This is a genomic window from Clostridium lapidicellarium, from assembly GCF_041224415.1.
In the GTDB taxonomy this organism is placed as follows: Bacteria; Bacillota; Clostridia; order Clostridiales; family Clostridiaceae; genus Clostridium_B; species Clostridium_B lapidicellarium.
In genome coordinates, this window is sequence record NZ_JBGFFE010000005.1 from 15,385 (window position 1) to 27,841 (window position 12,457).

The 12,457-nt window shown below is 39.5% G+C and carries 14 protein-coding genes; 1 reads left to right on the top strand and 13 read right to left on the bottom strand.

The window, feature by feature from the left end:
• Positions 1 to 11: 11 nt before the first annotated feature.
• From flgM to AB8S09_RS05335, 13 genes are all read right to left on the bottom strand, one after another.
• Entirely contained in the window at positions 12 to 284 is a 273-nt protein-coding gene (gene flgM, locus AB8S09_RS05275) for a flagellar biosynthesis anti-sigma factor FlgM (RefSeq protein WP_294181978.1), read from the bottom strand.
• A 301-nt stretch (positions 285 to 585) separates the two neighbouring features.
• Complete coding sequence (gene fliY / locus AB8S09_RS05280; protein ID WP_369868622.1) at positions 586 to 1,824, bottom strand: flagellar motor switch phosphatase FliY; 1,239 nt, start codon at positions 1,822 to 1,824, stop codon at positions 586 to 588.
• A complete protein-coding gene (gene fliM / locus AB8S09_RS05285; protein ID WP_294181976.1) occupies positions 1,814 to 2,809 on the bottom strand; it encodes a flagellar motor switch protein FliM in 996 nt (331 codons plus the stop codon). The genes fliY and fliM overlap by 11 nt, the downstream gene beginning before the upstream one ends.
• A gap of 27 nt (positions 2,810 to 2,836) precedes the next feature.
• Positions 2,837 to 3,238, bottom strand: coding sequence for a chemotaxis protein CheW (locus AB8S09_RS05290; RefSeq protein ID WP_294181974.1), 402 nt, complete (start codon positions 3,236 to 3,238; stop codon positions 2,837 to 2,839).
• 165 nt (positions 3,239 to 3,403) lie between these two features.
• Positions 3,404 to 3,766: a response regulator gene (locus tag AB8S09_RS05295; RefSeq protein ID WP_294181972.1), complete on the bottom strand. Its 363-nt coding sequence runs from the start codon at positions 3,764 to 3,766 to the stop codon at positions 3,404 to 3,406.
• A gap of 34 nt (positions 3,767 to 3,800) precedes the next feature.
• Complete coding sequence (locus AB8S09_RS05300) at positions 3,801 to 4,400, bottom strand: chemotaxis protein CheC (protein WP_294181969.1); 600 nt, start codon at positions 4,398 to 4,400, stop codon at positions 3,801 to 3,803.
• A 13-nt stretch (positions 4,401 to 4,413) separates the two neighbouring features.
• A complete protein-coding gene (locus AB8S09_RS05305) occupies positions 4,414 to 6,471 on the bottom strand; it encodes a chemotaxis protein CheA (protein WP_294181966.1) in 2,058 nt (685 codons plus the stop codon).
• A gap of 11 nt (positions 6,472 to 6,482) precedes the next feature.
• Entirely contained in the window at positions 6,483 to 7,256 is a 774-nt protein-coding gene (locus AB8S09_RS05310; protein ID WP_294181964.1) for a CheR family methyltransferase, read from the bottom strand.
• Between the two features lie 4 nt (positions 7,257 to 7,260).
• The gene (locus tag AB8S09_RS05315; RefSeq protein WP_294181962.1) at positions 7,261 to 8,331 is read right to left on the bottom strand and encodes a protein-glutamate methylesterase/protein-glutamine glutaminase; all 1,071 of its coding nucleotides are present in this window, start codon (positions 8,329 to 8,331) and stop codon (positions 7,261 to 7,263) included.
• 21 nt (positions 8,332 to 8,352) lie between these two features.
• Positions 8,353 to 8,850 (bottom strand): chemotaxis protein CheD, encoded by a 498-nt coding sequence (locus AB8S09_RS05320; protein WP_294181960.1) that lies wholly within the window; start codon positions 8,848 to 8,850, stop codon positions 8,353 to 8,355.
• 33 nt (positions 8,851 to 8,883) lie between these two features.
• Positions 8,884 to 9,330, bottom strand: coding sequence for a chemotaxis protein CheW (locus tag AB8S09_RS05325; protein ID WP_294181958.1), 447 nt, complete (start codon positions 9,328 to 9,330; stop codon positions 8,884 to 8,886).
• 37 nt (positions 9,331 to 9,367) lie between these two features.
• The gene (locus tag AB8S09_RS05330; RefSeq protein ID WP_369868623.1) at positions 9,368 to 11,296 is read right to left on the bottom strand and encodes a flagellar assembly protein A; all 1,929 of its coding nucleotides are present in this window, start codon (positions 11,294 to 11,296) and stop codon (positions 9,368 to 9,370) included.
• Between the two features lie 75 nt (positions 11,297 to 11,371).
• Entirely contained in the window at positions 11,372 to 12,211 is an 840-nt protein-coding gene (locus AB8S09_RS05335) for an aminotransferase class IV (protein ID WP_294181955.1), read from the bottom strand.
• A 94-nt stretch (positions 12,212 to 12,305) separates the two neighbouring features.
• Between AB8S09_RS05335 and AB8S09_RS05340 the strand changes: the two genes are divergently transcribed.
• Positions 12,306 to 12,437, top strand: a complete 132-nt coding sequence (locus tag AB8S09_RS05340; protein WP_294181953.1) for a hypothetical protein — start codon at positions 12,306 to 12,308, stop codon at positions 12,435 to 12,437.
• Positions 12,438 to 12,457 lie beyond the last annotated feature (20 nt).

Sequence of the window (12,457 nt, forward strand, 5' to 3'; positions counted from 1 at the left end):
AACACATCACCTCAAATTTTTCCCTTCATGGCATCTAAAATCTTAGCTGCCACCAATTTTTTATCCACATTATAAGTGCCATTTTCCACAGCTTTTTTTATGCTTTCTATTTTTTCCTTAGAATTTATGAATTTGTCGTCCGGGGAATAAGAGTATAAACTTTTTCCTGTAGATGAAATTTCAATGGAATCTTTCTTATCTACATCTTTAACTGATTCATGCTCTTTTTTATTCCCTCCATAAACATTTATTATCTGGTTTAAAATGATCCCATTAATTTTCATATAAATACACTCCCTTAAATCAATAGATCCAATGTTCCCTTCCATTACTAACATTATCGGGTACATACACCCAATATTTATACTTCAATCAAAAGATAAGCAGGTTATTTTAGGCCCAAAGTCCCGCTAAATTCCTACTTTAACGGCACATATCAATTCAATTATAACCGCTATTAAAAGCGTATTTGAAATTACATGATTTAAAGCAAAAAGTTAATAGCAAATGAAGATTTCCGGTGTCCTGCCAAAAATCAGCCACAACTATTAACTCTCAACTGTCAGCTCTCAATTTTAAAAAAGTCTATCTCAGGGATTTTATCCTCTCCTCGCTGCTCACGATACCCGTTATCCTGACTCCGAAGTTTTCATCTACAACTACAACTTCTCCATAAGCCACTTTTTTTCCGTTTACCAGTATTTCAACCGGTTCTTCAGCAAGCTTATCCAGTTCCACCAAAGAGCCTGTGCCAAGATTTAATATGTCCTTGATACTCTTCTTGGTCCTTCCAAGTACCACTGATATTTCAAGGGGCACATCCAATATAAGGTCTATATTTTTAGGTACGCTTTCCACAGCTTTAGATTTACCGAGAGGTTGAAAAGTTGCCTGATGTACCGGTACCTGCTTCTTATGGGCATTTGTCTCTATGGGCTTTTCATTTATGCCGCCGGAAGCTTTCGGTTTTTGCTGCTGCGGAGCTGAAGAAGCCGCTGCCGTCTGTGAAGCAGCTTCACTCTCTTTTTTGGAAGGTACTTCACTCTTGTTTTCCTCGTCTTTAGGTTCATCTGCCACTTTTTCCTCACCTTCCTCCTGGCCCATCATTATGGAAACTATTTTCTTTGCAGTCGCCAGTGGAAACAGCTGCATCATATGGCTGTCAACCAGGCTGCCTATTTTAAGTGAGAAGGATACTTTCACCACAGGTTCCTCTTCGCTTATCTGCTCCGACAGGGGCTCTGTAAGATCCGTCCATATCTTTGACTTGGGCGGGGATATATTTACCTCCCTCATAAACATGGTAGCCATGGAAGTAGCTGCAGAACCTATCATCTGGTTCATGGCCTCAGATACCGCACTCATTTCTATCTTGCTGAGTTTGGGCTTTTCTTCCTTGGGCTCGCCGCTTCCTCCCATCATGAGATCTGCTATGACAGCCCCATCGGTAACTTTCATCAGAAAAAGATTTTCACCCATTATTCCCCTGGTATACTGGACTTCAAGGGCAATGTTTGGAATTTCAAACTCATTTCTCAGTTTTTTCAAAGTGGTCAGAGTCACTACGGGGGTAGTTATGTTCACCTGCTGGTTTATTATTGTAGAAAGTGCCGTGGATGCGGAGCCCATGGATATATTCCCGATTTCCCCAAGCAGGTCCTTTTCTACATCCGACAACTCAGAGGCATCCTGAGATCCTGTCTTCTTTTCTTCTTCCTTTTTGTCTTCCTTATTCTCATCTTTTTTTCCCTCTTCATTCCCTCCGCCGTTTAAAAGTGCATCTATTTCTTCCTGTGAAAGAAAACCATTCCCATCATTCATCATTTTCCACATCCTTATTTATAATATCTAGTATCTCAACGCCCATGTTTTTTCCTATCACACCAGGCTTTCCATAACAGTACACCTTGTTTTCCACCATCAGTTTCACAGGGCTTTTAGTACTTTCATCCAAGGTAATCACATCCCCTATGTTCAGGTTTAAAAATTCCTCTACCGTAAGATTGGTAGTTCCAAGCACGGCAGAAAGCTGCATTTCCACTATATTCAGCCTTTCTCTGAGTCTTTCCTTGGATTCATTTACCGTATTCTCGTTATTGTCCTGGAACCAGTACTGCACCACCAGCTTATCTAAAACTTTCTCTATGCTCAGGTATGGAATGCATATATTTATAAAAGTATTGTTTTTACCCATTTCTACTGAAAAAGTTATAAGGGCCACAGGATCATTTGGGGCAAGAGTCTGATTCAATGCAGGATTTGTCTCAATGCTCTCAACTTCCGTCTCCACCGGCATCACATCTTCCCAGGCAAGTTTCAAATTGGATATGAGTCCCGTGCTCATCACTTTTATAATATTTTTATCTATATCCGTAAACTCCCTGGGTCTATACTTTCCCGTTCCACTTCCCCCCAAAAGGAGATCTATTATTTCAAACACAAACTGTGGATTTATTTCAAACAGTACAGAACCGCTTAAAGGCGGCATTTTAAATATGGTAAGCACAGTTGGATTTGGTACAGAGTGAATAAATTCCTCATAGGTTATCTGCTGCACCGATTCCAATTTTACCTTGACATTGCTCCTCACCTGGGCGGTTAAATAATTCGAGATTATCCTGGCATAATTGTCATGGATAAGTTCCAAAGTTCTTATATGATCTTTAGAAAATTTCTGGGGGCTCCTAAAATCATAGGGTTTTACTTTTTGTTTTTCATCTTCCTTGGGCACTTCATCAGGAGTAAGCTCTCCTGCAGACAAGGCAGCTAAAAGGTCATCTATTTCATTCTGTGATAATACATCTGCCATTCTATTCCCTCATTTCTCACGAAAATTCTAATTTGAAAGAAGTTTGTCTATATTGATTAACGTAACCACTCTGTTGTCGAGATTTATTATTCCCTCTATATAAGCTTTTTTCTTCTCGTCATTTACCTTTTCAATAATATTTTCATCCAGATCCAAAACTTCATCCACCTGATCTACAGTAACACCTACCAGTTCATCTTCCATTTCAAGTATTATTATACTGTTTTCACTTTTGCCGCTTTTGGGAATATCCATCAAAAGATTTATGTCCAAAAGTGATATTACATTTCCCCTTAAATTTACAAGCCCTTTTATATAAGCTGGTGCCTTGGGAACTTTCGTTATCCCCATGGCATTATTTATACTCTGAACTTTAGCCGTTTCCACGGCAAACAGCTCGTTATTCAATCTAAATATAACAACCTGCATATTTACACCTCCATGTGAATATGGACATATAAACTATGTACTTCACAGTTTTATACGCATCTTTATCAAAGTTTAGCACTAAATTTAACACTATTCAATTACTTCGTCATAAATCATATCAGCTTTATATTGGTTATAAAATTTTAACTCCAATTTTACATTTCACTATGAATTAACCACTTTGTTAACTGCCTCCAGCACTCTGTCGGGTTGGAAAGGCTTCACAATAAAGTCCCTTGCACCGGCTTTTATTGCATCCATGACCATGGTCTGCTGTCCCATTGCAGAACACATTATTATCTTGGCACTTGAATCAAAAGATTTTATCTCCTTTACCGCCTCTATGCCGTCCATGTCCGGCATCGTTATATCCATTGTGACCACATCGGGTTTTTCCTTCTTGTATAATTCCACAGCTTTTACACCGTTGCTTGCTTCTCCCACTACTTCGAATCCATTTTTTTCTAATATATCCTTTATCATCATCCTCATAAAGGCAGCGTCATCTACAATTAATATTTTAGCCATTTTTTTCCCTCCAATAATTATATACTACTGTTATTTAGCCTATTCCCAAGGCATTTAAAATTTTCTCAAGAGATCCGGGCATAGGAATATAGTAAAAATGCCCGCTCAGCTTGCTTTTATTCTGCATAAGCAATGTTTCTATATCAATCACATAGTCGTCAAACTGCATTGATTCTATAAAGGTGGTCGAAAGTATCGCCCCAAGCATGTCACATGTAACTGCAGGTACGGAAGGTATGACATTAAGCCCTGTAAACTTGGACATGGATGTCATGTAGGAACTGGCTATTATATTTCCCACTTCACATACAGCTGAATTACCCATGTCATCTAGAAATTCCTTCCTTTCCCCCAAAAGCATGTATATAAGATTCAATGCAGTCTCCTTTTTAAATATAAATAGTATATTTCCAGGTGCATCTCCCAGTATTCTCACTATCACCCCTACAACTACCTCGTCTTCGCCTATGTTGTCAAAAATCTCCTGAAAAGGCACTATATTTATAGAAGGTACCGTCATATCGACTTTCCTGTTTAAAAGCTGGGAAAGAGCTGTAGCTGCGTTTCCCGTGCCTATGTTGCAGACTTCCTTTAGCGCATCCAGCTGTATGGGAGTAAGCTCCTTATAGTCCATATCAAATCTCTCCTTATACCAGGTAGGCAACATCCAATATAAGCGTTACGAGTCCGTCACCAAGTATTGTTGCCCCCATGTATTCTTTCAAATTCTGCAGAGTTTTCCCAAGCGGCTTTATGACAATCTCCCTCTGTCCGAAAAGCGCGTCCACCATGAGTCCTACAGTTTTCTCCCCTACTTTTACTATGACGATGTATTTTTTCCTGCTGTCCGATTTTTCAATTCCCAGTTTCTGATACAGCCTTACAAGTGGTACGACATCTCCGTTGTATATTATAACTTCCTTATTGCTTGTCCTTTTAACTAAATCGTCACTGTAATCTATGACCCTGTCCACATATCCAAGGGATATGGCCATGGTTTCATTTCCGGCCCCCACGAGCAGAACTTGAATTATCTGCAGTGTAAGCGGAAGCCTTATTATAAAGGTAGATCCCCTGTCCTTTTCACTTATGAGATCCACACTTCCTCCCAGGGAAGATATCTTGGTCTTTACTACATCCATGCCGACTCCCCTGCCTGAAATGTCGGTTACTTTTTTATTGGTGCTGAATCCCTGCATGAATATGAGATTTTTTATATCGCTTTCTGACATTCCTTCAGTATTTATACCCATGTCCTCCGCTTTTTCACGGACTTTGTCCACAGGTATTCCGCCGCCGTCATCTTCAACTTTTATAACTGCCTTGGTGCCTTCCTGGTAGGCAATGAGCCTTATCTTTCCCACAGGATCCTTGCCCTTTGCAATTCTCTCCTCATTGGGCTCTATGCCGTGATCTGCGGCGTTTCTGATTAAATGGATAAGCGGTTCGCCAATTTCATCTATTACCGTCCTGTCAAGTTCTGTGTCCGCACCCTGAATTATAAGTTCCATTTTTTTGTCCAGCTCTACGGACAAATCCCTTACCATCCTGGGGAATCTGCTAAATACGGTATCAAGAGGCAGCATCCTGATTTTCATGACCAGGTCCTGGAGATCCGAAGTAGTCCTTGCTACCTGCTCAAGTGTCTCGTTTAATTCAGTTAATTTATAGTTGCTGCTTATCTGCTCAAGTCTTGTCCTGTTTATAACCAGCTCAGAAACCATATTCATAAATTTATCCAGCTTCTCCAGATCAACCCTCACAGACTGGTGAACCTTTCTTCTTTTTTTCTTGGCCGCAGGTTTTTTATTTTCCTTTTTGGCGGCGGCAGCAGTTTCCTTGTCAGCCTTGGACTTTTCAACTTTGGCCTTTATCTGGCCTTCCTTATCCGCGTCTTCCTTTATCATCTCGGCTTTTATGGACTTGATATCCACGTCCTCTACTTCAACCTTCTCTATTTCAGATATATTGTTTATGGTATTGTACACTTTTTCCCTGCTGCTTTTAGACAAGAAAACAAGCTGTATCTCAAATTCAAAGTTTTCGCTCTCTATGTCTTCAGTACCCGGCACTGACTTTATTATCTCCCCGATCTCCTCCAGGTTCTTGAATATGAGAAAGGCCCTGGCCGACTTAAGCAGCGTACTTTCACTGAGGTTGATCTTTATTGCAAAGGCATTAAAACCCTTGTCCTTCGCCTGCTTGACTACATTTATGTCATATTCGTTTAATTTTACGGAAGAATCGACAATATCCTTGTCACCGGGCTCGGGCTTTGCCGCAGTTTCCTTTTTTACATTTTCCTGTCCTTTGGAAGCTGCCTGGGGATTCCCGGAAATCTTTTCAAGTTCCCCCATGATGCCTTCAATAGGTACTTCTTCATCTACCCCGTCCTCTATATTTTTTATCATCTTCTCAAGGGTATCCAGACATTTAAACAGCACTGTCACAACGTCCTGTGTAACTTTAAGCTGTCCATCCCTAAATTCAGATAATACATCCTCCATTTTATGGGTGAGTTCCGTCACCTTGTTAAATCCCATGGTGGCTGCCATTCCCTTTATGGTATGTGCAACTCTAAAAATTTCATTCACCTTATCTATATTATCTGGTTCCTGTTCAAGCTGAAGCAAGGACTCATTCAGCGTCTGCAAATTATCCATTGCCTCTTCAAGAAACATATCCATATACTGTGATGTATCCATTTTCTCCCTCCTTATAGCTTTCTGTACATAAAGGTAGATGCCTTCTCAAAACCATAGTCCTTGTAATTGTAAATGCTCTCGGTGGCCCCGACAAACAGCAGCCCTCCCTTTTTTAAAGACCGGCTAAATTTTTTATATATTTTATCCTTTATGTCCTGATTAAAATATATCACCACGTTTCTGCATATTATCAGGTCAAAATTGTCATCGTAACTGTCCAATATCAAGTCGTGTTTTTTGAAGGTAACCAATTTTTTTATTTTATCGCTTATAATATATTTATCGTCTTTTATTATAAAATACTTATTTAAATATTCCTTTTTTACATTTTTTATTTCCGATAAAGCATATTCTCCTTTTCTGGCCCTCTCTATTATTGTGCTGTCTATGTCGGTTGCAATTATTTTATGTTTCCCGCCGGGGTTCAACTCATATAAATATATGGCCACCGAATATGGCTCGGCTCCAATTGAACAGGCTGCACTCCATATTTTTAGAGAATCGCTCCTGGAAAGCAGTTCTTCTTTCAGCTTTAGCTTGAATTCCCCGAATATTTCCGGGTTCCTAAAAAATTCGGATACATTTATAGTTATAAAATCCAGAAACTTCTGTCTCTGGCCCCCGTCCTTTCTCAAAAGTGCTATATACTCCTCTATGGTATTCACCCCGACTCTGGACATGAGGCTTCTAATCCGCCTGTGAAGCTGTTTGGGTTTGTAGGCAGAAAGGTTTATATTAAATTCCCTCAATACCCATCTTTCAAAATAATCCATATCCGCATCCATAGATCTACCTCCTGCCAAGTTTTATTATCTTCAAAATTTCGCTGGCTATTTTGTCCACAGGAAGGACCAGATCAACTTTGCCGGTGGCATAAGCCGCTTTGGGCATTCCATAAATAGTGCAGGTGGATTCAGCTTCCGATATGGTAATTCCACCGCCTTTTTTGATCTCCACGGTTCCATTTGCACCATCTCGTCCCATGCCCGTCAGAACCGCACTTATGATATTTCCTCCATACACCCTGGAAGCAGATAAAAACAGTTTATCCACAGAAGGCCTTACGCCCCAGATTGCAGGTTCCTTATTGAGATGTATTTTTTTGTCTCTCCAGACTTCCATGTGAAATCCGCCCGGAGCTATGTAAACAGTATTTTTGACCGCATTCATACTGTCCTGTGCTTCCATAACTTTTATGTCAGAATTGGAATCGAGTCTTTCCGCAAAGGCTTTTGTAAACCCCGAAGGCATGTGCTGCACAACAAATACGGGCACTCCCATATCTTCGGGAAATTTTGTTATAACTGAATACAATGCCTTGGGTCCTCCGGTGGATGCACCTATTACCACCGCATCTATATTTTTTCTGGTTCCCCCAATTTCACCGTTTTCCCCATGCACTGCAGATACCGGTACCGCATCAGAAACATTCACCGACTTTTTCACATTTCTACAAGCCGCCCTTATTTTCTTTATCAGATTAATTTTTATTTTTTCTATATCCAGCGATATGGTGCCGGATGGCTTGGGCAAAAAATCAAATGCACCTGCTTCAAGACACTCCATAGTAAGTTTAGTGCCTTCTTTTGAAATGCTGCTTAAAACTATCACAGGTATAAAAATTCCCCTCCTTTTCAATTCACGGAGGGCAGCTATGCCGTCCATCCTGGGCATTTCCACGTCAAGAGTCACTACATCGGGATACACTTTCCAGAAATTTGAGGAAAGCTTGTTTAAAAAATCCTCGCCGTTTCTGGCAGTGCCAATGACCTCCATACAGGGATCGTCATTTATCATATCCGAAATTATCTTTCTCATAAACGCAGAATCATCTACCACTAAAACTTTAATATTTCTCAAAATGTCATCACTCCATCAATTCTAAATTTCCCTTATTCCCATTCCCACTGTCTTTATTTTAACTGATCCGTCCGAAGTATCAAGTATCATAGTTCTGCCCTTATTGCCGCCCAGATCTTCTGCCAATATGGAGATAGAACATTTTTCCAGCATGTGTTTTACGGCTTTTCCGTTCCTGTTTCCTATATCCATCATCACACTTTTGTCCGGAAAGTTAAACATGGATGCTCCTCCAGCTATTTTTGCCTTTAAATTTCTTCTATTTACACCTAATTTCTCCAATTTTTCTATAAGCAGGGGAATAGCCAGATCAGCAAATTTCAAGGGATTTTTCTTATTGCTGAACTGGGTACTGTCCGGCAGCATTATATGTGCCAGACCCCCTATGTTCGATTTATCGTCATATAGTGCTATACCTACACAGGAACCCAAACCGATAGTTATGATCCTGTTTGGAGAGCCTGCAGTATTCATATCTGCTATTCCCACCTTTATTTCCTTTATTTCGCTTACCTCCATAAACATGCAACCTCTCAATTCAAATTATATAAGTCATATGAGTTCCTTTTCCTTATCCGTCAATATTTTTGCCATGTTCAAAAATATCACTATCTTCTCGTCTATCTTTATGAGCCCCTTAACATATCTCTTTGATATTCCCGCTATTATCTCCGGAGGTACTTCTATATCGCTTTCCTTTACATCTCTTACTTCAGATACCTCATCGACTATTACCCCTATTTTATTTCCGTCCTGCTTTGTGACTATGATTTTCGACTGATCCCCCTTCTGATCTGCGCCAAGTCTAAATCTTTTAGAGAGGGATATTATAGGGAGTATATTTCCCTCGTAGTTTATAACTCCTTCCACAAAATCAGGTGAGTCGGGCAGCTTTGTGGTTTCTTTATACCCTAAAATTCTCTCTATCTCCATAATATCCGTGGCATAGTATTCATCGCCTATACTAAATATCAACACTTTTATCTCCTTATTGCCCATTATAAAATCCTCCTTAATTATTAAAATAAATTAAATTTCATAGTACAAATTTATCTACCATTATATTTCCATCCTTTAAATAGGCATGTACATTTTTACCCGGGGACTCCAGTACCTTTTCCCTATCCCCCACTTTAAATATGGTATTGTGGTAGGCTACATCGGCCCATATGCTGCCTTTGCTTCCCACCTGAAGTGTCGTAGACACACCTGCCATACTGCCGACAATCTTGCATCTGACTTCCTTTTGAGAACTCAAAATTCCTCCCCTTGCCACACTTCCTTCCCTTTCAAACTCAATAGAGTCACTTCCTGCAATAGTTGATACGTACTCTCCTTTTCCTGTAATAAGCACGCTCCCCGAACTCTGTATATTCGAATCCTGACAGTAGGATATATTTACATTTACAGGAAGCCCGAGTGTATTTTCAAAATATTTTATTTTGCCATTTACCCCATCTATCAGCTCATTCAGCTCAAGATAATTTTTTATGCTCACAGGTCCCATTCCCATAAGTCTGGTCTTTATGTACCTGACTATATCGTCTTCACTATCCTCTTCATTCTGGGCATTCAAATCGGCAATTATATTTATTCCGAGCCTCAGAAGAATTTTGAATTTATTTTCCAGAAGTATTTTTATTATCTCTCCATCGCTTTTGTTGCACCCAAGTAAGTTATATGATTTTATTTCATCCACAACCTGCATCAATTTATCCAAATTTTGGTTGAATTTTTTCAGGTGTTCCACCGCATGAAGTTTTTTTACATTGTCTCCGCCGCCGTATATCTTGGACGCTACAATACTGCCGCCTATGGTTATGCTGCCTGCCGCACTTATATCGGCCCTTTCAACTTCCCTGTCTATGACAAGATCATTTCCGCACTTTACTTTCATTCTCTCTTTGACGCCACCATGTATGACTACATCCCCTATAAATTTCACGTTTCCAGTACTTAAATCCACATCGCCGTTTATTTCATGAACCTGGTGAACATAAAAGGTGTTTCCCTGTACGGAAGGTTTGCCATCAATAATTGCCTCAACTGTGTTTTTATCTTTGAGAATACATCCCGTACCGGCTTTAAGTTTCAATTTTTTGCCTTTTTGACATTTTATAATCTTCCCGTATACATCGCAGCCATTTTCGCCTTCGGTACCAACATGTTTTACTGCAATTACGTCCCCTTTTCTAACCGCATTCACAGCTCCTATGCTTTTAAAATCCACATTACCTACCATATCTTCCTTTAAATCTGCAAAAGTTTTAAATTTCGCCTCTATCCGATCATCTTCTCCATCTACCGGCTTTTTCCCCTGTGCCACAAGTATTTTTTTATTGGTTTTTACTACTTTTTTCAAATTTTCTTCTATTATACCATAAACTATTTTATTATTGGATAACTCTTCTTTAATTTCCTCGGCAGTATATTCAGGCGGCTGCGTGCTCTTCACCACCCCGGCTTCAAGAGTTAATCTGGAGCTTTCAGGCGTGTCTTTCAATGCATACTCATTTTTAGGCGTATACCTAACTTCAGCATAGGCCTTCATTTTATCGTGAGGTACATGTATGCTGAACTCTCTCTTAGCTTCTTCCTCCTGAAAGACCACTTTTATATCACTGTTTGAAAAAACTTCACATCCTTTTTCAACTTCAGCTCCATCTACAAAAATCGACATGTATTTGCTTCTGCAAATTACCGCAGGCCTGCCCTTTGCCGCAGGATCCTTTACAATTATCCTTCCCTGCTCCACCCTGACAGTGCCGCTGCTTTCATCAGGATTCAAGGGTGCCATATTCCTTTCAGCATCATCCAGAAAAACCTCAATTACAGTTTTTTTCTTAAAAAAAGATTTTTTCTGTTTCAATATTCTGTATTTCAACTGTTCCTTGGGCTTATTCAGCTCATAACTGGCAGATTTCAAACAATCTTCCAGCGAAATTCCCCGAAAAATTTTCTTCATATAAATCAATCACTTCCCCATTCAACATAAACACAAAATTCACCGGCACTCCTCAATTCCGAATTGTCCTGATCTTCATCTGACATATTTCGTCTTCTTAAAATTATTTATATCCCCTTTTATTTCCTCGTCGTATGCCTGCATTATCTTGAGAAGTATTTCATTATTTGAAGAATTAAATTTAATATTTCCCAGACTTTTTACAGGAAGTACCTTAGGAGAAGTACCCGATATAAACACCGCATCAAATTTATCTATATCCTCACAGCTCACATCTTTCTCCAATACATCCAGCCCGAGTCTGCCGCAGATCTTAATTATAATGCTCCTCGTAGTCCCGGGCAGCACTCTTTTGAGGGGCGGGGTTATAACCTTTTCATCTTTTATCATAAATATATTGGACTTGCTTCCTTCGGTTATATTTCCACTATTGTCTACAAGAATCGCCTCAAATATATTGCTTTCCCTTATCTTTTTGCCAACCCGTGCCCTGTACTCCTGATTTATCACCTTGGCATTCGGATTTTCCCTCTCAACTTGAAAAAAGTCAGTTCTTACTCCTGTTTTATAATCTTCGGGAACGGGATAATGGTGTTCTACGAAATAAGCTAAAAATCTGCGGCCTCTATAGAAATTAAATATAAGTTTCACATTTCCGGCATAGATTTTATTTATATCTATCAATTTAAGTATTTCATCTGCAATTTCTCTCCTGCCAAGCCACAATTTAAGTCCAGTTACATTAAAAGAATTATCCAGCCTATCCAAATGAGCTTTTAAAAATAAAGGCTTCCCATCTATTATACGGATTACTTCATAGAGAGATTTCCCCTTTTCCAACACATCATCGTTAAATTTCTCCTTGTTTTTCACCTCATTGTCTTCTAAAAAGAATTTACTGAAACACTCATCCATTATAAATACCTTCTTTAAAATTTAATCAAATATCAACTTATATTTTATCATTATCCCGGACAATTTCCCACTTAGTTCCGCGGGAGTATTGCAAATGAAAGTGCAAATAATCCATGAGCTGAAAACAGGATCCTGGCCGCCGAAGTGTGCCACTTACGGCAGGGCAAATCAATATTCCGACCCGTCACAAAGTATGCCACCTACAGCAGGGCAAATCAATATATAGCACGGTATATAGGGAAGTAA

Coding starts and splice junctions, on each gene's coding strand:
- AB8S09_RS05295 (WP_294181972.1), bottom strand. CDS start 3,766: ATGGCTAAAATATTAATTGTAGATGACGCTGCCTTTATGAGGATGATG.
- flgM (WP_294181978.1), bottom strand. CDS start 284: ATGAAAATTAATGGGATCATTTTAAACCAGATAATAAATGTTTATGGA.
- AB8S09_RS05305 (WP_294181966.1), bottom strand. CDS start 6,471: ATGGATACATCACAGTATATGGATATGTTTCTTGAAGAGGCAATGGAT.
- fliM (WP_294181976.1), bottom strand. CDS start 2,809: ATGGCAGATGTATTATCACAGAATGAAATAGATGACCTTTTAGCTGCC.
- AB8S09_RS05290 (WP_294181974.1), bottom strand. CDS start 3,238: ATGCAGGTTGTTATATTTAGATTGAATAACGAGCTGTTTGCCGTGGAA.
- AB8S09_RS05340 (WP_294181953.1), top strand. CDS start 12,306: ATGAAAGTGCAAATAATCCATGAGCTGAAAACAGGATCCTGGCCGCCG.
- AB8S09_RS05325 (WP_294181958.1), bottom strand. CDS start 9,330: ATGGGCAATAAGGAGATAAAAGTGTTGATATTTAGTATAGGCGATGAA.
- AB8S09_RS05330 (WP_369868623.1), bottom strand. CDS start 11,296: ATGAAGAAAATTTTTCGGGGAATTTCGCTGGAAGATTGTTTGAAATCT.
- AB8S09_RS05320 (WP_294181960.1), bottom strand. CDS start 8,850: ATGGAGGTAAGCGAAATAAAGGAAATAAAGGTGGGAATAGCAGATATG.
- AB8S09_RS05310 (WP_294181964.1), bottom strand. CDS start 7,256: ATGGATGCGGATATGGATTATTTTGAAAGATGGGTATTGAGGGAATTT.
- AB8S09_RS05300 (WP_294181969.1), bottom strand. CDS start 4,400: ATGGACTATAAGGAGCTTACTCCCATACAGCTGGATGCGCTAAAGGAA.
- AB8S09_RS05335 (WP_294181955.1), bottom strand. CDS start 12,211: ATGGATGAGTGTTTCAGTAAATTCTTTTTAGAAGACAATGAGGTGAAA.
- fliY (WP_369868622.1), bottom strand. CDS start 1,824: ATGATGAATGATGGGAATGGTTTTCTTTCACAGGAAGAAATAGATGCA.